This is a genomic window from Chryseobacterium sp. Chry.R1 (assembly GCF_039645525.1).
In the GTDB taxonomy this organism is placed as follows: domain Bacteria; phylum Bacteroidota; class Bacteroidia; order Flavobacteriales; family Weeksellaceae; genus Chryseobacterium; species Chryseobacterium proteolyticum.
Genome location: NZ_CP151793.1, coordinates 4,587,305 through 4,609,149, shown reverse-complemented (window position 1 = coordinate 4,609,149; position 21,845 = coordinate 4,587,305). Strand labels below are relative to the sequence as shown.

At 33.6% G+C, this 21,845-nt stretch carries 12 protein-coding genes; 8 read left to right on the top strand and 4 right to left on the bottom strand.

What is annotated here, in order from left to right; all coding sequences use genetic code 11:
* Positions 1 to 4 precede the first annotated feature (4 nt).
* The gene (locus AAEU33_RS20475; protein ID WP_345990022.1) at positions 5 to 2,650 is read right to left on the bottom strand and encodes a lantibiotic dehydratase; all 2,646 of its coding nucleotides are present in this window, start codon (positions 2,648 to 2,650) and stop codon (positions 5 to 7) included.
* Between the two features lie 9 nt (positions 2,651 to 2,659).
* The gene (locus tag AAEU33_RS20470; protein WP_345990020.1) at positions 2,660 to 4,858 is read right to left on the bottom strand and encodes a peptidase domain-containing ABC transporter; all 2,199 of its coding nucleotides are present in this window, start codon (positions 4,856 to 4,858) and stop codon (positions 2,660 to 2,662) included.
* Positions 4,859 to 5,488: 630 nt separating this feature from the next.
* On the opposite strand from AAEU33_RS20470, the gene AAEU33_RS20465 reads away from it, so the two are divergent.
* Together AAEU33_RS20465 and AAEU33_RS20460 are read left to right on the top strand one after the other, a co-directional pair.
* Positions 5,489 to 5,740, top strand: a complete 252-nt coding sequence (locus AAEU33_RS20465) for a hypothetical protein (protein ID WP_345990019.1) — start codon at positions 5,489 to 5,491, stop codon at positions 5,738 to 5,740.
* Between the two features lie 13 nt (positions 5,741 to 5,753).
* Positions 5,754 to 5,888: an AraC family transcriptional regulator gene (locus AAEU33_RS20460; RefSeq protein WP_345990018.1), complete on the top strand. Its 135-nt coding sequence runs from the start codon at positions 5,754 to 5,756 to the stop codon at positions 5,886 to 5,888.
* 526 nt (positions 5,889 to 6,414) lie between these two features.
* Here the strand turns inward: AAEU33_RS20460 and AAEU33_RS20455 are convergent.
* On the bottom strand, positions 6,415 to 7,386 hold the full coding sequence (locus AAEU33_RS20455) for an aldo/keto reductase (RefSeq protein WP_345990016.1): 972 nt from the start codon (positions 7,384 to 7,386) through the stop codon (positions 6,415 to 6,417).
* Positions 7,387 to 7,624: 238 nt separating this feature from the next.
* On the opposite strand from AAEU33_RS20455, the gene AAEU33_RS20450 reads away from it, so the two are divergent.
* Positions 7,625 to 7,804, top strand: coding sequence for a hypothetical protein (locus AAEU33_RS20450; protein ID WP_345990014.1), 180 nt, complete (start codon positions 7,625 to 7,627; stop codon positions 7,802 to 7,804).
* 752 nt (positions 7,805 to 8,556) lie between these two features.
* Here AAEU33_RS20450 and AAEU33_RS20445 read toward each other — a convergent pair.
* Complete coding sequence (locus AAEU33_RS20445) at positions 8,557 to 8,697, bottom strand: hypothetical protein (protein WP_345990013.1); 141 nt, start codon at positions 8,695 to 8,697, stop codon at positions 8,557 to 8,559.
* A 2,138-nt stretch (positions 8,698 to 10,835) separates the two neighbouring features.
* On the opposite strand from AAEU33_RS20445, the gene AAEU33_RS20440 reads away from it, so the two are divergent.
* The 5 genes from AAEU33_RS20440 (at position 10,836) to AAEU33_RS20420 (ending at position 20,906) form a co-directional block, all read left to right on the top strand.
* On the top strand, positions 10,836 to 11,345 hold the full coding sequence (locus tag AAEU33_RS20440; protein ID WP_345990011.1) for a GNAT family N-acetyltransferase: 510 nt from the start codon (positions 10,836 to 10,838) through the stop codon (positions 11,343 to 11,345).
* Between the two features lie 735 nt (positions 11,346 to 12,080).
* Entirely contained in the window at positions 12,081 to 13,169 is a 1,089-nt protein-coding gene (locus AAEU33_RS20435) for an efflux RND transporter periplasmic adaptor subunit (RefSeq protein ID WP_345990010.1), read from the top strand.
* A gap of 17 nt (positions 13,170 to 13,186) precedes the next feature.
* The gene (locus AAEU33_RS20430) at positions 13,187 to 16,294 is read left to right on the top strand and encodes an efflux RND transporter permease subunit (RefSeq protein WP_345990008.1); all 3,108 of its coding nucleotides are present in this window, start codon (positions 13,187 to 13,189) and stop codon (positions 16,292 to 16,294) included.
* Positions 16,291 to 17,736: a TolC family protein gene (locus tag AAEU33_RS20425; RefSeq protein WP_345990007.1), complete on the top strand. Its 1,446-nt coding sequence runs from the start codon at positions 16,291 to 16,293 to the stop codon at positions 17,734 to 17,736. Before AAEU33_RS20430 ends, AAEU33_RS20425 begins: the two co-directional genes overlap by 4 nt.
* 2,933 nt (positions 17,737 to 20,669) lie before the next feature.
* Positions 20,670 to 20,906 carry a hypothetical protein gene (locus AAEU33_RS20420; RefSeq protein WP_345990005.1) on the top strand — a complete coding sequence of 79 codons (237 nt, stop codon included), beginning with the start codon at positions 20,670 to 20,672 and terminating at the stop codon, positions 20,904 to 20,906.
* Positions 20,907 to 21,845: the final 939 nt, after the last annotated feature.

Genomic DNA, 21,845 nt, shown 5'->3' with positions numbered 1-21,845 from the left:
CGTTCTAAAAATTATACCATTGGATCAAATGTTCGGCAACTCTTTCCTGATTATTCACAGACGGCAATACTTCTTCTAGATAAATATAGGATACTGCTCTGTTCAGCAGTTTAGTAAAAAGATTAAAAAGTAAAGGCTGCTCAAAACTTATAAATTGAGGTTTGTAATCATCTCTGTTCCCTGCAGTTTTATCAGACGAACGATCTTCCGGGATATAAGAAGACTGCAAATAAAGAAATGCAGAAGAAGGTAATGTGTTTTCCAAGAGCCATTGATGGAAACGCAAAAAGTAGATACTATTGGTTTCATCTTTATCTTGTCGGGGAATAGCAGTAAGGTTTATTAGCCATCCTTTCCGACGGAGCACAAGTTTTTCTTCAAAGATAATTCGTGGGAATATTTGAATATTTTCTTTTTTTAATTGTTTTGAATAATGACGGTCGATAGCATGTATGAGGGGGAAATAACTGACATAAGCACAAGGGTTGAATAGAGACATGAGTTGGTAAAGATTGGATCTGTTGGTGATCGTTTCCAGGCATAGGTCGAATGCATAAATTTCTTTCTTCAGGACGTTATCCATCAAACAAAGGGTGTCATTATTTTGGTCATAACCAACAGATATCCGGTCTAAAGGTATCTGCTGAGATTTTTTCATCTGTGTATTGGAGGAAGGCATTTTTACCTCATAACCTAGTAAAGGTGGATGAATATTGGCATTAAAGCTGGAGTCATCATTTAGTTCAATAAGTATTTTGTCTGGAAATAAGCGCTCGCTATGATCTTTATGGACTTGAGCAATTTCAGGGTCAAATAAATGTAGAAATCTGCCACTCATTTTTCCCATTCCCTGCATGAACCCATTGACAACAGCTTTAGCTTCGGTTTCTGATTCCTCATTGAAAAATTGCAGGAATGCAGAACCGGTTGGAGAAGTATGATTTGATTTAGGAATGTGAATCAGATTCCTTTTTGTGACCTTTATTTCATCAGCTTGATGTCTTTCCTTCCGAAGATCTTCCCAAAATACTTCGGACCATGAATCTGACTGCTTTTGATCCTGATTTGATTCAGGTTCATTTTTGTGACGATAGTACTCGTGATAAAAAGTGATCAGCGGAATATATTGATTGTCGTTATATTTAAATTGGAAAAAATTTTTAATGCTGTTTTTCTCTTTACCCCTTATATCGAAAGCTGTCAGATGGTTGGCTAGGTCCGATAACAGTTGGGCAAACTCTTGAGTATTACCTTCATTGACTTTATGGATCTGGTTGGTATAAACATCCTCATAGATAAATCCTTCCTGACGGTAATCAACAGGAATATAGGGTAGCTTTTCAAAACCTTGTCCATTCCTGTATCGTTCGAGAATATTTTTGAGCACAGACTGTATTTCATCTTTCCCAAGTTTTACAATGCCAGCTTGATCTTCAAGATCTGAAATAGTAGCGTCAAATATCTTTGATGTTTTTTTCAAAAGAGCCTCCCTTTGTGATATTGCAGCGGTCTCAAATTCATTTTTAGATTGCTGAAGACTAGAGATAAGTCCATGAAGTTGTTCGACAGCATTATTGTTTTCTTTATGTTTGGCAAGAAATGTTGATAGTTGATAGTCCCAATCAGGATCAATTTCAGAGCCTTCCAGAGTCAGTTCTAAAAATCCCGAATCAACCAATCTTAACACATAATGTTGTAATTCTGAGAAATCAGCTTCAATCTGTGTAGATAAATGTTCGATAAAGAACGTTAATGATATGGGGGCTTGAGAATCATGAAGCAATTCTCTAATGAATTGATTCACACTTGTTGCTTGAATTTCCTGGAAAACCTCAATATTTGCGCAGTTTAGCAGGAAATTGAAGCGACCATCATGCTCCGTTACACTGCTGTTTACGTTTACGAATAATAAACCCTGTAGATCGGGATGATGTTCCATCAGTTTTTTTATGCGTTTCAGAAGCTTGTTATTCAGTCTTATTTTGCAATTTAGATTTTCTGAAGGAAGGGGAACTGTTCCATTATTGGGAACCGTTTCTGTGAGACCCAAATAGGTAAATGTACTGAATGGCGAGGTTTTATAAGTCATACGGGTAAGATAACGCAGTACGCTGAATTCAATTCGTTCCGTGTCCTTGTTTAAAGACTTCACATCCGCGTTTCTGAAACTATCCAATTGTTCATACAGATCTTTACTTGAAAGAAGTACTCCATTTTTGAACGGGTATTGATCGGTAAGTTTTTGAATATCCTCTCTATGTGTCCATACATGCTCATGAAAATGTTTTTCCCAGGAGTGCTCAAATTCTTTATATTTTAAAACTGAATTTTGCCATTCTTCCCATAAATTTTTGATAGAATTAAAAGATTCAGGATCTATTTTTGTTGCTAAATCAGCTGCATTGTATCGACCATTGTATACCGAACGTTTCAGGTTGAGTAAAAGTTTTCTTTCCATATCGTCAGAAGATTGTTGGATCAGATTGTAAAGTTCATCACACAGTTTTTCAGTACAAGTTTTATAATACCTAATACTTATTTGCCAACTGTCGAGTTGTTCTTCAATTTCGGGGATGATCATTGCATTTAAACTTTGTACGGGTAATGCACCAAACCGTGTAAAAATGTAGGGTAAAATATTCAGGCTCATTTCCAAAATTTATTTTCCGAGTTCAAGTTGATTTTTAACTAAATTATAATAAGCACCTCTTGACTTTGCTAAAGTCTCGTGAGTTCCCTGTTCGACGATACTTCCCTTATCCAGGACGATAATATTGTCTGCATGTACCACTGTGCTAAGTCTGTGCGCAACAATGATTACCGTTCTGCCCACAAAGAAACTATTCAGATTTTCAACGATAAACCTTTCATTGTTTGCGTCGAGGGAATTTGTGGCTTCATCCAGAAATATATAATCAGGTTGCCGGTAAATCAGGCGTGCAATAAGTAGACGTTGTTTTTGTCCTTCACTAAGTCCGATTCCTTCACTCCCGATCTGAGTTTCATAAGAAAAGGGTAGACTTTCAATAAAATCCTGCATATTGACCATTCTACAGGCATTTTTTAAACGCGAAAGATCTTTTTCCTGACTTCCTATCCAGATATTACCTGCTATAGTGTCTGTAAATAAAAATGAATCCTGCATAACGGCTCCACATTGTCTTCGTAAACTTTTTGCATTGATTAATTTAAGATCTTGCCCACTAAAAGTGATAGTCCCTTGTGTTGCATGGAAAAATTTAAGAAGCAATTTCAATAGCGTTGTTTTTCCACTACCACTCATACCAACAATGGCAGTCACCTTTGCGGCTGGAATGGATAAGGATATATTATGCAACACATTGGGCGATAATTTTCCATACCTGAAACTAACGTCTAACAACTCTATTGAACCTGAATTTCCTTTGAGTAAAGTCAGGGTTGAATTAGCATCTTCTGTTTCTTCATTTTCTACTTCAGAAATACGCTGCAGACTGAATTTTGCAGTTTGCATTGAGCGGATAAAATCTGACAGCTGATTTACTGTACCATTTAGTGAACCGTACATGTATGTAATGGCAATCATTGCCCCAAGGGTAAGATTTCCGTTGATGACTAAAGATGCAGTTAGGAAAGTAGTTAATACACCTGTCGTTTCAGTGATAAAAAGTGCTACACCTTGTATGCGCTGATCTAATTTTAAACTTTCCATTTTCACCCAGTAGGTTTCTTCCTGCATTGTTTTCCACAACTGATTTTTTTCTTCCTCCGCGCCAGTCAGCCTTATTTCTGTCATGGCTTCGAATGTTTCTATTTGATGACGCTGAGCATTTGAAAGCAGGCCAAAAGTTCGCTGGTCCAAACGTCTTCTTTTTTCCTCAAAAAGTTTGGTCCAGATAACACTTATGGCACTGGCAGCCAGAAATAAAAAGAAAAGCTTCCAGTTATAATAGCATAATAATCCACCATTAACGATGAGAATGATAATGGAAAGTCCCGCACTTACACAGTTTTTTGTAAGAAATTCTTCTACACGCTGATTGTCGTAGATTCTCTGCAAATTATCACCATTGCCTCTATATTCAAAGAAAGAGAGTTTAAGTTGCATGAGTTTATCCACAAACTCATAAATAAGTTTTATGCTAATGTTCATTCCGAGCTTAAAAAGGATTCGGCTGCGAAAGAAATCTGTTATAATCCTGCCTGTAAACAAAACAAGCTGGCCTGCACAGATCAGTGATAATATTCCAATATCCTTTTTCGAAACGGCTTTGTCAACAACAGCCTGCGTTAATAGTGGAATTGTCAGAGTTAGAAGAGTAGCGACTAAAAGAGCTGCCATGACCAGAGAAATACTTTTGTGTTGATCATTGATTCTCTTTAGTAGCGAAAAAAGACTTACACTTTGTTCTGGTTGATTCTCTAACTGTTTGAAAATTTCTGTCTGTTCAATAAAAATGGCAATGCCTTTATCTCCCTGTCCGGAAGCATTCCAATGTTCCATAAAATCACTGATTGTATAACGCATATTCTTTCCCAATGCAGGATTTCCAACATAGGCATGTGTTGCAGTAAGATGCCATAAAACGACAAAATGATTATGATCCCAGTGGAGTATACAAGGCAATGGCGCTTTTTCAAGTAGTATTTCTTGAGTTAATTCAGCAGCTAATGTTTTGAAACCAAGTTTTTCAGCAGCATAGGTCAAACCTGAAATTGAGGTTCCCTGGCTTCGTACATCACAAAGTTCCCGTAAATAATTTAATGATATTTCTTTTTTATAAAATGCCGCAATCATTTTAAGACAGGCTGGTCCGCAGTCCATTGTGTCTAACTGTCGAAAAAAAGGATAATATATTCCTTTGAAATATCTAAACATTACTACTAATAGTTTATTTTTTTAAAATTAATCTCTATAATTATAACGCAACAATGTTGCAATATATATAAAAAAAATAATATTCTTACATTATTTTATTAATTCTTGTTTTTAATAGGAATATTTTTAATCTTGATTATAATTCTGAGAATTAAATTTGGATTTGTTTTTCCTATTTCAATAATGTTTAGAAGCATTAAATCAGTAGAGTAGATGAGTTCTCTAATATAGTTGGCTCTTTTTACCGGTTATTTTTGAAAATATCAGAACATTAAATAAAAAATCCTGTAAAAAATACAGGATATAAAATTTCGTTATAGTAACAAGATGGGTGATCTAATTTGTAAACGGGAGTTTTTTTAATATGGTTTATCATAAAAGATTGCCAGACAGTCGAGATTAACTGATGGAAGAATTATTGTGTAACCTCCCTGGACGAATCAAATCGTACTAATTTACTAATGTGTACAAATGAATAATGACTATGTCAGGTCGTCCAGTTCAAGTTTTAATCGGTCAGCTTCAATAAGTTACTTTAATTCTATCTCATCGGGTAGGTAAGTTCTATATGAATTTCTAAAAGGATATTTCCAGTCTATTGTTCCCTATGCCAGAAACTCAGGTGCTCAAATGACCGACGAAATGGGACTTTTAAAAGTGAAGGAAGGCATTAAACTTATGATTCTTGCCATGCCTGAACTACAAAACTTTCTATTCGATTTTTCTGAGCCTTACAAAATAGATCTTGAAAAATTTATGCTCAGCAATTATCATTTTAATATTTCAGTTGAAAAATTTTCCAAATTGACAGGAAGAAGCCTTTCAGGATTTAAGAGAAACTTCCAGAAAACATTTGGAATGCCTCCTCGAAAATGGCTGTAGGATAAAAGATTGAATGAGGCGAGACATCTCATCGAAAGTAAACCAACGTCCATCTTCCATTTATCTTGACCTGGGATTTGAAAGCCTTTCTCATTTTTCCCATGCTTTTAAAAAGAAATTCGGAAAAGCACCTACATTGGTTTTGTAAAAAAATGATAATTAATACATATGAAGCGGCTCTGAGTAGTTTAAAACTCTTCAGAGCCGGCTTTTATATGAGTCTGATACTATTTGATATTTTAATGTACCAAACTATATTTTCCAATCTAATTATCTAGTAATATCATACTATTTCCTATTTCATAATTAAATCTTCATTTATAATTAAAAAAACCGTTGAATCCAAAAGGCCTACTATTCTACTAATTTTTTTGATTTGTAGAATTAAAAGCCATAGACAAAAAATTAATAGAAATTATTTTTAAAAATGAATTTTGCAACTCTTGGTTAATTTGACTTAATCGAACCAAATCATCGATGAAAGTGTTTGAAGATACGCTCGTTTTGGTCTCCTGCAGAGATGGAAATATTCTGCTCTGAGGTCTCCAAGACAAGTTGACCTGAAACCTGTAAAACTAAGGTATGATGATTCCAAAAGCAGACCTTTTGTTTCTGCTCCGAAGAAAGATAGGAATAAAATATAACGCCGGGTAAAATCTCTGCTGGACTTTCCATTATCTTTGAAGATAGGTACCGCCTTTTATGGCGCCTATTGCAAATGTAGTGTTTAAAATGTTCATTTCCTCAGGAGTGAATATAATTTCCATTGCAGAAATATTCTCAGGTAGTCTCGATCTGCGGCTCATACTTACGAGCGGCATTATATTCTTACCTTGTTCCTTTACCCATGCAATAGCAAGCTGTGTCGGTGTGAAACCTTTGCGTAGAGCCATCTGTTTGAGCACTTCTACTTTTTCAAGATTATGAATCAGGTTTTCACTCTTAAAACGGGAGAAATGATTTCGGTAATCATTCTCTGATAATGGTGACTGAAGATCCCCGCTCAAAAGCCCTTCCGCAGTATTTGCGAAAGCGATGACACCGATTCCTAATTCTCGGGCGGCAAGTAATAAATCTTCTTCTATCTGGCGGTCTGCCAAAGAGTATCCGATTTCCAAAGCACTGATTGGATATATATTATTAGCTTTACGAAGCTGATCCGTTGTGATCTCCGATACTCCGATATGACGTACCTTCCCTTCCTTAACAAGACCGGCGATTGTTCCAATAATATCTTCTATAGGAACACTGCCATCCATCCTGCTTGGCTGATAAAGATCAATGGTCTCAATTCCCAGACGGGTAAGAGAGTAATTGACAAAATTTTTGATTGCTACAGGACGAAGATCCATTCCAATCCACTGACCATTGTGGAAAATAGCGCCAAACTTGACACTGATGAATGCATCTTCACGTCTTCCCTTAATTGCTTTTCCAATGAGCATCTCGTTATGACCTGCACCATAAAAATCTCCGGTATTGAGAAAATTTATTCCATTATCCAATGCCTGACGAATAGTAGCAATACTTTCTGCTTCATCAGGTGTCGAACCGCCCCAAACTGATGACATTCTCATGCATCCCAAACCAAGTTTTGAAACCATAGGTCCATTTTGACCTAACTGTATTTTTTTAATTTCTGACATTTTGATTTATTTAATTTAATAGGACAAAGTTCAGGTATTATTGCATATTCTACTTTTGTGTAGGGTTCAATTTACTTGCTTGTGTGGTTCAAGAAAAGTATTGATCGTTTATACTTAAATCTTTGAGCAGAAAAAATTACATAACTTGGTTTTAGTTTTTCGTCCCTTTTTTATTGGAATGAAGAAATATCGGAACATTTGCTAATAGTTTTGGAAAGAATTTTACAATTTTTAAACCATGAAAACTTTTAATGATTTAATATCATATAACAAATATCTGAATCTTTCACTTCCTGTTCATCCATTAATGGACAGCAGAGATACAAAAACCAAAAAGCTGAATGTTCTAAATAATCTTATGCCTCAGTTAAAAGAAGGGGATATGGCAGAAATGAGACCTATAGAATTCAAAAGCTGAGACGGGCTTACTATAAGATGTTATATTACTTTGCCTAAAGCAGCCCTGCAAGGAAAAAGGGTTCCCTTTATTTGTGAATCCACACGGCGGACCACAACGCGAAAGAGACATTAAAAAATAATATAAAAAAACTATAATTTTTTTTCATAATTTTTGTAGAACTTCATTTAAAAATTTTTTAATGGTTTAAACTCTTAGAAGTCAAGATAATATTTAAATATATATTAAATTTAAAATCAACAAATTATATCCGTAGCATAGAAAATTTTCGTTTTCGTCGACAGACTCCTATAGAAATAGTCCTAAATGATGAGATACCTAATTATTATATGGTAGTCATAACAGTATACTATCTTATTAATGACAAGTCTTGTGATCTTTATAAAGCTCTTGAAGACAAAAAACTGTATAATAAAAAATAGTATATCAGAAAAAACAATTAAAAACAACAATAAATTTATATTATGAAAAATTTGCAGACTTAATCAGAAGATTTGGAGGAGAAGTAAAACAGCCAATTTGATACCTATTACAAATTTTTGTTCTCTCTTAATGGGATTGAAACATTTTAAAAGCGAAAAATTACTGAGTTTGGAGTTTATTAATAGAGGTATATTAATAATATTTAATAATAAAAGGGAAGAACTGTCTCCCCTTTTATTGCTAAATTAATTTCGTGGGATAATTTCTAAAAATCACCCTTCATTTTAGCTAAATCCTTTTTTCTAATACAAAAAAAATCACGGAAATAACTATTTAACACTCTTTACGCATTTCCCATTGACATCACATCCATATCCTGGAGGACATTCACGTCTTGGTCCACAATCTTGTCCATTACCACCATTAATACTTTTTAATGCACTTTTTCCTAAAGATTTTAAATTTTTCATAAAATAAATGTTTAATTGTTAATTCCAAAGATGGAGATATATTTCGTTAATCCATTTATATATTTTAAACATTATTTTATTTTAATATAAATTTAATAAATGATTGAAAAATAATTAAAGAAGAACAGAAATTTCTTTCTGAACTGAGAAAAATCTACAAATTAAAAATATGAAAAAAGGAAAAAAGAAGTTATTGTTATGAATAATCTCAAAAAGCTATAATACCATTTTAAAAAGAGACAAATTTGAAGACATCGCAGAGATTTTTTATATAAATTAATTGAAGAAGAAAAGCTTCTCATTAATATTAAGTATATCCCTCCTTATAAGAAAAGAAAAATACAATCGTTATCAAGAGATGGTTGTGTTGAATTTGATTATGTCATCGAACTCTGTTCGTCAAATGCAGAACTATTTTTGATAGCTTACTTTATTGAATTTAAGGACTTAAAAAAATAGAGTTGCTATAAGTCAGCTAAAAAAGTTCAGTAATGATATTCAGAAAGTTTCTGGACTAACGCAAAAGGTAATTACTGCAAGACGGAGCTAAAACATACGCAGAAGCAAACGGGTTTATTTTTGTACAAGCAAGATACCGCGAATCAACTGCTGCTTTTATATGAAATCAAAAGGAACAAGAAGTTTACAGATGAGCCTCATGCATTTAGATATGGAAAGGAGATCTATTTGTAATCTTTCATAGTTTTAATTCTTAAATTTGGTTTGGGTTGTGCTTTATCTATGACGGAATTTTACAAATTATGGAACTTGAGGTAATGAAAGATCCATTTTGAAATTATATTGTATTGATACTTTCTTTTATATTCAAATGTACCTCGTCATTTCATCAAAAGCTTTTAAGTTGATAAGATAAATAAAGTCTTCTTGAGTCGAAAACTTAGAATCAATAATAGTGGACTTTGAATAAGTATTAACGTATAGGTTTAGATGGAAAATTAATGTACATATTGGATTTTCAGCAGTTCTTCCATTCTATTTTCCTTCCCAACACAGTTCATCAAGAATACTTTCATAATCAACCTTCTCTCTAGCCGTAATCCAAAACTTAAAGTCTACAATAGTAGGTGGATAAAAATTTGAAGATGTTTTTATTATCTGACTCGAACTACTCAAGAAGAGTCATAAATTCTTTTAATGAGGGTAAAATTCACTTTAATTAAATACTATACAAAATATCAAGTTTAATTTAATATCATTTTTCTACTTAAATACTACATTTTTTCAAAAAAATGATAAAAAAAGCGGAAGCTATTAATATTTTATACACGATTTAGACTGCTAAATTACAAAGCACATAAACAAACTAAAAAATTGTCCGAAACTTTATCAGCTTTGGACATTTCTAGTATAATACTTTAAAACTAATTTGTTTTTTCCTCAATTTAACCTTAACGTTGTCCGCTGTATCTTTTGTGCTTTCCCATGGTTACTCGGCTTTATCCTTGATATTTTCTTATGCATCAGAAACATTGTATAATATAATATTTTACTTTCACTAATTGGACTTTTGCTGGAGTTATTATTTCAGTATTTGTCTCAATAGTAGTAGGCAAAAAAATAGATTTGTAGTATTTGAAAATACTAATGATTAAACAAACTTTTAAATAAGCTAGGGTAAATTTATTATTGAAGAAAGTCTCAAAATAAAAGAAAGTTGTGCAAGTTAACAGCTTTCTTTTAAATTTATTTGATTATAATAATGTTAAAAATAACATAAATTACAAAAGAAAAACTTTTTTATTTCGTTTACAATTTAGAATTTCAATAATAAAGAATGAATCGGGAATTGATTTTATGTAGGTTTTAAATATACAATTTTAATTTCTACATTTGTAAATACTTCTTTTTTTAATAAATGTAAATTCGAATTTGAAATTAATAATAAATTTTTTTAGATTCCTGATAATTTAATAATGATAATTGTAATAACCATCGAAATAATCTTTTATACATCTTATCTCGATTTTTTAATGAGCTAATTAATATCATTTGTTTAGATAAAAAGAGAATCAATAATCTTACTTAGTTGCTCAAAATCTTTATTATTAACTTGTATAAATTACTAAACGAATTATTAAATATAAAATGATTATTTAGCAATAGATTTAAAAATCCAAATGATGCAATATACCACTCAATGGCTTACTGATAAAAGCCGGATTAAAGAACTTGTTGACTTTTTTATCACCCATAAAACAAAGTCATATATTTCACATGGAGAAATAATTTCAGGAAGAGCTGAAAGCTCGGAAGAATGGAGTGCTGATCTTGAATCCATTCTGACGGAGCAGTTTAACAGTGATTTTAATGCTGGAAGTCCTTCTGAATCAACGGTCAAGATTTTAATTGCGGAAAATGCTGAAAAAGAAATCATTGGGATGCTGGTTTTTAATGTGATTTACAGTGGTTTTAAAAATTATGCAGTGCTTGAAGACATGCTCATAGATCAGTCTTACCGTGGGCAATCTATCGGAAGTACCCTACTGGAAAATGCGATCGAAGAATCCAGAAAGTGGAATATCAGCTTTCTCCTTTTGGAAAGTGGCATTGATAATAAGGGAGCTCATCATTTTTTTGAAAAATATGGTTTTAGACAAGTTTCCGAAAGCTTTATTTTAAGTCTCTAAGCATCGAGTAGATAGAAATGAACTTACTATATTTTAAAGAAAAGATTCTTTTATATCAAATTACATGACATATTTTACTGATTTCGAAAAAACTGAACGTCTGAAATATTATTTAGTACAATTTTGATCTTGTAAATGAGTGATCAAAGGTACTAATAATGAATTTTGAAAAATGTGACCGGCTTGAAATTACTCTTTTTCTGGCGGATAATTGAAACGAATGAAATTATTAATTAACTTTTATTTTATAAATTTTTAACATAAATTAAAAAAAAATTAAAGCAAAATGACTTACATTTGCTGATATACTATTTTTAATCCCCTGAATTTTCAATTTTACGGCTGAATGTTATTATTTAGAACGTTTTTTTGTTTTTATATTTTTACTCTGTTTTTCGTTTTCAGCTCAGACAGAGCTGGCAAGGCATCGGTAAATATTGTTGCTTTTAAGCATCCTGTACGTAGTGGCGCGAATCGCTCTATCAAGAAGTATAACAACGTAAAGGCAGTTGAAGTTGAGAATAAAAGTTTTTCTAAATACCTAAATTATTTTGATATTCCAGGCAAATCGGAGAATTGTCCCGAAGTCCTTATTAAAGTTGTTCGAAAGGGTTCACCAGTTTCTACTGGAGACATATTTTGCGCCGTAAAATTCTATCTTCATTTATTGCAGCTGTTTTAAACTGATACTTCCACTTAATTTTTTTCGTAAAGTTTCAGTTATAAAATTCTATAATGAATATAAAAAGTTTCATTTTATGCGTAAGTGCATTATTATGCGCATTATCATGTGGTAAAAACAATCCCAATAAAAATAAAAATACTAAGGAAGTCCCCGTTCTTGAGGTAAAACAGAAAGATACACTGATCAGCAGTCAGTTTGTTACCGATATACAGGCCAAAAGAAATGTTGAAATCCGCTCCAGAATTGACGGCATCATTCAACATATTTATGTGAATGAAGGACAGTTTGTAAAAAAAGGGCAGTCGCTCTTCAAGATCAATGATGCTGAGTTACAAATGGATCTGTTGAAGGCTGAGGCCAGATTTAAACAGACAAAAGCTGACCTTAGGATCGCTGAGGTTGAAGTCAGGCAGATTGAAAGTTTATATGCCAAAAAGTTTGTTGCTGCTAACGAGTTTGAACTTGCTAAGGCCAGACTGGCATCGGCTCGGGCAAAATGTTCTTTTGCCGAGGCTGAAAAAAAAGCGGTTGTTCAGCAGATTAACTTTACATTGATTACAGCGCCATTCGACGGAGTGATCGATGTCATTCCTCATAAAAGCGGAAGTCTGGTCAATAACGGAACTCTGCTGACGACACTCTCGCAGCTGGATGAGGTATATGCTTACTTTTCCATTCCTGAAAATAAATACTTTGAGCTTTTAGCAAGTGATAAATTAGGAAAACATCAGAAGATTGAGCTTACCCTTCCTAATGGAACGAACTATCAGTTTAATGGTACCTTAAAATCTGCTGAAAGCGAGATTGATCGTGCTACCGGATCTATCAGATATAAGGTGCTTTTCCCAAACCCACAACATATCATCAAGCATGGGACTTCCGGTAAGCTGACCATTTCTGATGTTCAGAATAATGCACTTCTCATTCCGCAAAAATCAACCTTTTCAATTCAGGATAAAACCTACATATTCCTTGTAGATAAGAATAATAAGGTAAAGATGACCAATATTAAAGTCGGTCCGGCCATAAAGAATTCCTATCTGGTTGAAAGTGGCATCAAAAAGGGAGATCTGATTATTTATGAGGGAGCGCAGTCTCTTAAAGATGGTGATATCATCAAAATTAAAGACAGGTTATAATTCTTAAATAGTTGATTATGGTAGAGATATTTATAAAGCGAAAAGTACTTTCGCTGGTGATTTCCATTGTCTTTGTTTTGATAGGAATTATGGCGGTGACTAAGATGCCGATCACCCAGTTTCCTGACATCGTTCCACCTTCAGTAACCGTTACGGCAAAATATACCGGAGCGAATGCAGAAGTTTCAGCAGATGCGGTTGCCCTGCCCCTGGAGCGTGCTATTAATGGTGTGCCGGGAATGACCTATATGTCGACCGTTACTTCAAATGATGGGCTGACCGTTATACAGGTCTTTTTTGAAGTGGGTACTGATCCGGATTTGGCTGCAGTGAATGTACAGAACCGGGTAACTACAATTCTTGACGAACTTCCTGAGGAAGTAATCCGGGCTGGGGTGACTACTGAAAAGGAGGTAAACAGCATGCTGATGTACCTTAATATTACCAGCACAGATCCCAGCCAGGATGAACAGTTTATTTACAATTTTACAGATATTAATATTCTTCAGGAACTCAAGCGTTTAGATGGAGTGGGGAGAGCAGAGATTATGGGGCAGAAAGAATATTCCATGAGAGTCTGGCTTGATCCACAGAAAATGGCGGCTTATAATATTTCCACGAAAGAAGTAATCAGTTCCCTGCAGAAACAGAATATTTCCGCAGCTCCGGGAAAGGTAGGAGAGTCTTCCGGTAAAAAAGCAGGCCAGATTCAGTATGTTGTAAAATACAGAGGGAAATTTTTTGAGCCTCAGCAATATGAAGAAATTCCTGTTAGGGCGGATGAGGAAGGAACGATACTAAAGTTGAAAGATATTGCAAAAATTGAATTTGGAGCAATGACTTATGGAATGGTTTCGAAAACCGATGGAAGGCCGTCAGCATCAATCATGATGAAACAAAGACCGGGATCCAATGCTTCTGAGGTTATCCAGAATGTCAAAAATAAAATGGCGGAGCTGAAAGAAGGCTCGTTCCCACCTGGGATGGACTATAACCTTGCGTATGATGTTTCAAGGTTTCTGGATGCTTCTATTCATGCTGTTTTGAAGACCCTTATCGAAGCTTTTATTCTGGTGGCGATAGTTGTTTTTCTTTTCCTTCAGGACTGGCGTTCTACGCTTATTCCGGTGCTCGCTATTCCCGTGGCATTGGTAGGTACATTTGCTTTTATGGATATGCTGGGTTTTTCACTTAACTTGTTGACTTTATTTGCACTGGTTCTGTCTATTGGTATTGTGGTAGATAATGCCATTGTTGTTGTTGAAGCTGTTCATGTCAAAATGGAAGAAGGGTATATGCCTTTTGAGGCCACGATAATGGCAGCCAAAGAAATATCGGGTGCAGTAGTAGCGATAACCTTGGTCATGTCGGCGGTTTTCATTCCTGTAGCATTCCTGGATGGTCCTGTAGGAGTATTTTACAGGCAGTTTTCACTTACTTTGGCAATCAGTATCGTGATTTCAGGTATTAATGCGTTAACCCTTACTCCAGCTTTATGCGCACTCATATTGAAGCCTCATGATGATCATCGTAAGAAAGGTTTATTGGATCGTTTTTTCTCTGTATTTAATAGCATTCTTGACACAGTTACCAACGGTTATGTAAAAGTCCTGTCAAAATTTGCCACCCGGACGACAGTGACTTTCGGACTACTGACTTTATTTATATTGCTAACGGGACTGACGTCAAAATTTCTGGCATCGGGATTCATTCCTATGGAAGACCAGGGCATGGCCTACGTAAGTGTTACCACACCCCAGGGAGCAACGGTAGAAAGAACTGAAAAGGTACTTGATGAAATTACCAAAATCGCTAAAAAGATGGATGGAGTAGAAAATGTAACGACTCTTGCAGGATATAATGTGGTCACTGAAATTGCAGGATCATCCTATGGAATGGCGATGATCAATCTTAAGGATTGGAAGGAAAGAAATATATCTGTGGATGACTTTATTAAAGAATTAAATGAGAAAACGAAAGGGATTGCTGATGCGCAAATTGAAGCTTTTGCCCCCCCAACAGTTCCGGGATTTGGGAATACCAGCGGCTTTGAACTTCGTCTCCTGGATAGAACCGGCGGAAGCATTGAAAATATGGATAAAGTAACCAAGGATTTTGTTAAGAAACTGAATGAAACTCCTGAGCTTAAGAACAGTTTTACCAGCTTTGATGCTACTTTTCCACAGTATATGGTGAATATTGATTATGATATGGCAGCTAAGAAAGGAATTTCAGCAGATAATGCAATGTCCACTTTACAAACTTTACTGGGATCCTATTACGCGACCAATTTCATCCGGTTCAGGCAGATGTACAAAGTTATGGTTCAGGCAGGACCTGAATTCCGTGATACTCCCGAGAGCATATTGAACCTGTACTTAAAAAATGATAAAGGTGAAATGGTGCCTTTTTCAACCTTTTTAACGATTGAAAGAGTATATGGACCCGAGGTACTGACTCGCTATAATATGTATATGTCTGCGATGATCAATGGAGAGGCTGCTGAGGGCTTTAGTTCAGGTGACGCTATTGCTACAGTAGACAAAATAGCAAAAGAAACTCTTCCTAAAGGCTTCGATATTGAATGGTCGGGGATGACCCGTGAAGAAATCTTATCAGGAAATCAAACGGTTTATATTTTCCTGGTCTGCCTGATTTTTGTCTACCTTTTACTGGCAGCACAATATGAGAGTTTTCTGCTTCCTATACCGGTGCTGTTAAGTTTACCAACGGGAATTTTTGGTTCCTATATCGCTCTGCTGGTTTGTGGTCTTGACAACAATATTTATGCTCAGGTGGCTTTGGTGATGCTGATAGGGCTGCTTGCCAAAAATGCGATCTTAATTGTGGAGTTTGCCATTGCAAGTTACAAGGAGGGAAACAGCATTATTTCGGCTGCTATAGAAGGAGCAAGACAGCGTCTTCGTCCCATTCTGATGACCTCTTTCGCCTTTATCGCAGGATTAATTCCATTATGTGTGGCATCGGGTGCCGGAGCTGTCGGGAACCGTTCCATTGGAACTGCAGCAGCAGGAGGGATGTTAATCGGTACAGTCTTCGGTCTTATCATCATTCCTGGTCTTTACATTTTCTTTGCAACCCTTGAAAATAGAAAAAAAGCATGAAACGAATTCAATTAAAACTTATATTTTTGGGGATTACAGGACTACTTGTGACATCCTGTGCTGTTCCTAAAGTAGCTTCTATGAAGGAAGCCAATAGACTACCGGATGCCGTTGCAGCAGATTCAGCTATCGGCAGATCTGAATTTTCAGGAATAGATCTGAAAGGTTATTTTACGGATCCCCATTTATTATATCTTTTCGGGGAGGTAAAAAAAGCCAATCCTGATTTTAAAATAGCCCAGCAAAGAGTAGAAATAGCCAATAGCTTATTAAAGCGGTCAAAAACAGAATTACTGCCTTCTCTGGAAGTTGGAGTTCAGGTTTCCGGCAACCGGTATGGAAAATATACAATGGAAGGGGTTGGCAATTATGATACCAATCTCTCCTCCAATATCACAGAAGAACAAAAGATCAATACTTCCTTTACCCCGAATTACTGGATGGGCGCCAGAAGTAGCTGGGAAATTGATGCCTGGGGAAAACTAAAAAATAAGAAACTTTCAGCTCAGAACAAATTTCTGGCATCAACAGAAGGTTTGAAGCTTCTTCAGACTGATCTTTTTACGGATATCGCCAATTTATATTATGATCTGATTGCTTTAGACAAGCGGTTAAAAATCTACCAGGATAATTACAATCTTCAGAAGCGTGCCTTTGAAATTATCAAAGCACAGCGTGAAGTCGGTAAGGTAACTGAACTGGCTGTACAGCAGTTTAAGGCGCAGAACAATAACTGGCTGGCGGAAATTGAACATATTAAAGTAGAAATAGTTACGGTGAAGCAGGCCATATCAACATTAACGGGTGTATACGGTGGTGATATACAGAGAGGAGACACGCTTTTGCCTACGAATTTCAATATCCTGAATTCCAATATCAATGTTGATAAGATAATTCATTCCAGGCCGGATGTGATTTCAAACTATTATTATCTTAAGGCTTCACATGCTGATGCCAAGGCTGCAAGAGCTGCTTTTTATCCTAAAATTGATATTGGAGCAGGATTTGGAATCAATTCCTTTTCTGCCGAAACACTTTTCAAACCAGCCTCCTTGGCGGGACAGATTTTAGGAGGTCTGATGATCCCTGTTTTTAACAAAGGCCAGCTGCAATATGAATTTAAAGTCGCTGGCATAGAACAGGAAATTGCATTTCTGAATTATCAGAAGAGTGTTACTACTGCCTTCAATGAGCTACAGTCTATTCTGAAACAGACTCAAATATTTCATAAAGTTTTAGAACTTAAAGAAGAGGAAGTCCATTATCTTGATAAGGGAATAGAGGTATCCAACGATTTGTATATTACGGGGTATGCAAACTACTTTGAACTGATCAATGCTCAGAAAAGCAAGCTGCAAGCTGAGCTTGATCTTTTGAAATTTCAACATGAAAATACCAGAAACAATGTGTTGTTATTTAAGGCATTAGCAGGTGAATTATAGTGATATGTTAGTAGGGTTATCTTATAAATAAGTTATCAATAATATTGAAATCAAAAAGAAATGATAGTCGAAATTTTTAATTTTTAAAACTTTTATTTACTAATAACCTTTCACTTATTAATGTATAAAAAAACATATTTAGTATTAACGTTAACAATAGAATTTATAATTACTATTTTGAGACATAATTATTATATATTTTCTTTTTGGAAAATTATGTGTAGTTTCTATCCTGATCTAACACTATGTAAAGAGAGTTAGAAATTTACGATAAGATAAGTCATTATTTAAAAAGGAGTTGGTTATAAAAGATTTTGCAGTATATCAGTATATTCATTACAATAGAGTCTTATTGTAGAAATTCGGCTGTATTTTAGCTGCATCGATACTAAGTAGAGTTTAAAAGAGATGTTAAAAATTTTTATTTTAGGCAAATGACAACTTTGATGCCCTTGTTAAAAGTATCTTGGGGCAAAAGAGTTTTAATATGATATCGACATAACTTAGAGTAGTAGACAGTAAGTTTTACGTAATCATCGCACTCTACTGAATTTATAAGAGATTTAAATGTTTTTGTAGGCGTACGGAGTAAAATAAATTAATTTATGAAATTATAAAAAGCTACATTTCTAAACCGATAATGTTTCTAATTTGTACAAAATATGGTTTATAATATATAATTATTAAAAGTGTAATTGGTAGTAAATTTGATGTATAAATTAAATTATAAAGAAGCCGTAGAATATCACAACAATTTATTAAGGTTTGTAGGAATAAGGATCACATCATTTTACATTTGGTGTTTTTCATGGGTTTGATTTATTCCTGCAGATTACTATTGCCTTCTAAATTTTTAATTATTTGTTTACAATTAAACTTAAAAGGAAGGCAATATTTATTCAAATCGTATTAATAGAACAATTAAGTTAGCTAATATAAATTATGTGAGACTATTTAAACTCATACATGTGGTAATGCTTATTTGCATTATATCAGATATTTTTGTTTTTCTTAGTATTCAAAATTTTCTGTATATACTATTTTTTGTACTGTTAATAAGGATTATATACAATCTTGTGGTATTAAAAAGTAAATTTGAGAGTGCAGTTCAGATTCATACATTTATTAATAATCGAGCCTATCCTTCATATATTGCATTTGAAAAAAATATCTTCTTTGCCATGAACATATAACAATGTTTTTTAAGAAAATCCTATTATACATTATTTCCTTCTGTAAGCTGAATAGTAAACAAAATGTGAAAATTACAATGAAATTGGATAACATTATATATTAAATTATTGTTTAACAAGCGATTATAGGGGGAATAAATAGAAGAGAAGAGAAAATAATCTTAATAAGTATAGTAAAGTAATAGGTCATAATGGAATTAGTATATAATTATAATTAGGTTTTTTTTAATAATATGTTTTTTAAATGGTTTATATCCTGAATAGTTTCAATTTATGGCCTATTATCTTTATTTTTTATAATATTCAAAAACTTCATTATCATTTAAATTTGTTAAAGGGTCATGAATTGTTTTAACAGCTGTAATACAAGATACCTGATAACACTTTTCTCCACAAACAATTTCATATTCCTTTTTTTATGTTTAGGACGCGCTATGATATGTGCAACACTCCGTGAAATTTATACTTTTGGATAATTTATTTGAGCTTTCTATTCAAAATCAGTACTAGGATTTGACAGAATATTTATTACTTCATTAATCCTTGAATTTTTAAATTTTTTAGCAACATTGTTTCGATTTTTGGTATTAATAATAATTTATTTATTAAATAGTAGTTATATTGTTTAATGATTTAGTTTTAATTTGTATTGTGTGCTATGTTATCGAGGACTCGACTTTTCTATGCAATATCTCGTAAAATCTTCTATGCTAATAATTGTATATGAGATCTGTAAGGAGTATAGTTAGTTTTTTATGATTGGATTATTTTTTTTATGGATACCCAAACAATTACAGAAAAGAAATTTTGAGAAAAATATAATATCTCATCTCTTATCCAAAAGTTAAAGACAGTTAATGGTCTTACTGTTATTTTATATCTTTTTTTAACGATATCTGTAAATATCTTAAATAGAGTATGTTATGAGGAAAGAAATAATCTCGCCTAATCATTAATTTATAATATGTATTAACAAATTCTGACATAGAAATATATAGTTTGCGCATTTTTTATCAAATGGTAATGGAGCAATATTTCTCAATTTTGTATCAAATCACTATTATTATGAATATAAAAAAATCTTTGTAAAAGTTATCAGCCTTTTATTTTGTGTCGCATATAGCTATCAAGTTTTTGTAAGAAGGATATCAGGTAAAAGGTACATTAACAAACTTGAATGTGGCTTCCTCCATCAAGAACATTATTGCGAAACAAACCCGTTTTGTAGTGCATTTATCGTTTGCTGAGGCGGACTTAAATGACAGTGAAGTATGTGCTGACTTTATGAAGGATATGGGTTATATTCAACATATAGCATTACCGTTTTCCAGAGAATTACCCAAGAAGAGGAACTTGTTCTTCCTGACAAAGTTCATGTGTTCCATATTTTAAAAGCCGCATCTTTCAACAAGGTAAAATGGGTCGTAATAACTTCTTCCGGCGCAGTAGCAGTCTATGGAAGATAGAACAGACAATGAATGAGAAAGGGCAGGCACTAATTATGCGAAAAAGCCTACACCTTATTTTAAAAGCAAAACGATTGCAGAAGCCACAGCCTAGTAATTTATGAAGACAAATAATTTTGTAACTGAATTTATTTCTATATTGCTAGGAGCTATTTTAGGAACGGTTTACATCAGTCAATATTGTAATTAAACTGATGGACGGTAGTATTTCCGCTGTTCCAAAATCGGTTTTTTAATTTATCGATGATAAGCAGCTGATGCTTTAATCAAACATATGGAAATCCCACCTGCAGCAAATAATCGTTACATGATCTCTTTTGGTTTTTTGATGATGATGGTCGTAGCATTAATATTAAAAAAAGCATTTCTGAAAAGTAAAATACCAAGGAAGGAACTGCCTAATTTTATTGTGAAGCTTTTTTCTATATTTGATACTTCTTTATTATATGTTATTATTGATGTAGGCGTAAATCGAGGAGTAGGCCTAAAAACGGACTACAATTGCGGCTAATATCTTTTGAAGAAACTGTTCTGGCTTTTGCTAAAAGTATTTTTGAATAAGAAATCTTATAACCAACCATAAAAAGACTATTGTCCATACTTGCTATCGGGGGCATTTTATAAGAAGATGATATCCATCAAATTCCTTCCTTTTTAAGAAATAGTAATGAAAGAAGGTGTTTTTTTCTGGAAAATAATGAAATTGCCTTCGAATTGCTTTTTTGGAAAAAGGTCTATTAAGGTTGTTCTCCCCACAAACAGATACTACAGAGATTATAAATTATTTTATTCAAGGAGTACAATTTACAGTGAATTAATAGAGCCATTATAGCACTCAAGCAGCAACATAAATCATTCAATGTTTTAAGGATTCTACAATCTAGATCATTAGTAAATTGGAATCGAAAAATTATGTACCGAAATTGCTAAATAAAATAAAGCATAGTAACTTTTGAATTTTGGGTTAGAACGAAATATCTTGACTTTATGGAACTTTATCCAATCTAACTTTGCTTGTTTTTCAGTAGTATATTGCGTCCTATTTGAAAATACTCCTCAGTCGCTTAGCGGGATAGGAAAGAGTATTAAATAGTGGTTAGTCAACGAAAAACAAATTCTGCACGGTAAATATAAAATCTTCTAAAAGGTGATTGCTTCAATAGGGTAAACTGATTTAATTAGGAGGTGTTTATTAGCAGGATGAACGTCGAATATTTAACTACTATTTAACTTGAAATCTGAATGCTGTATGAAAAAAATATTTGGCAACAAGAAAATTAGCCAACTATTTTACGTTATTATATGTTTTATCAATCCGGCAAAAATTTATAGGTCGATTTTTCGTGAAGGTTAACTTCAACGAATCCACTGGCATCTCCAATAGTTGAATGTCATCTGCATTAAGATGTTTCAGAATAAATTCTTTATTATACGTTTTATATTTTTTAAT

What these genes read in the sequence shown, in the direction of transcription:
- AAEU33_RS20460 (WP_345990018.1), top strand. Translation starts at nt 5,754, where the DNA reads ATGAGGCGAGACATCTCATCGAAAGTAAACCAACGTCCATCTTCCATT.
- AAEU33_RS20455 (WP_345990016.1), bottom strand. Translation starts at nt 7,386, where the DNA reads ATGTCAGAAATTAAAAAAATACAGTTAGGTCAAAATGGACCTATGGTT.
- AAEU33_RS20430 (WP_345990008.1), top strand. Translation starts at nt 13,187, where the DNA reads ATGGTAGAGATATTTATAAAGCGAAAAGTACTTTCGCTGGTGATTTCC.
- AAEU33_RS20440 (WP_345990011.1), top strand. Translation starts at nt 10,836, where the DNA reads ATGATGCAATATACCACTCAATGGCTTACTGATAAAAGCCGGATTAAA.
- AAEU33_RS20465 (WP_345990019.1), top strand. Translation starts at nt 5,489, where the DNA reads ATGACCGACGAAATGGGACTTTTAAAAGTGAAGGAAGGCATTAAACTT.
- AAEU33_RS20470 (WP_345990020.1), bottom strand. Translation starts at nt 4,858, where the DNA reads ATGTTTAGATATTTCAAAGGAATATATTATCCTTTTTTTCGACAGTTA.
- AAEU33_RS20420 (WP_345990005.1), top strand. Translation starts at nt 20,670, where the DNA reads ATGGAAATCCCACCTGCAGCAAATAATCGTTACATGATCTCTTTTGGT.
- AAEU33_RS20435 (WP_345990010.1), top strand. Translation starts at nt 12,081, where the DNA reads ATGAATATAAAAAGTTTCATTTTATGCGTAAGTGCATTATTATGCGCA.
- AAEU33_RS20445 (WP_345990013.1), bottom strand. Translation starts at nt 8,697, where the DNA reads ATGAAAAATTTAAAATCTTTAGGAAAAAGTGCATTAAAAAGTATTAAT.
- AAEU33_RS20475 (WP_345990022.1), bottom strand. Translation starts at nt 2,650, where the DNA reads ATGAGCCTGAATATTTTACCCTACATTTTTACACGGTTTGGTGCATTA.
- AAEU33_RS20450 (WP_345990014.1), top strand. Translation starts at nt 7,625, where the DNA reads ATGAAAACTTTTAATGATTTAATATCATATAACAAATATCTGAATCTT.
- AAEU33_RS20425 (WP_345990007.1), top strand. Translation starts at nt 16,291, where the DNA reads ATGAAACGAATTCAATTAAAACTTATATTTTTGGGGATTACAGGACTA.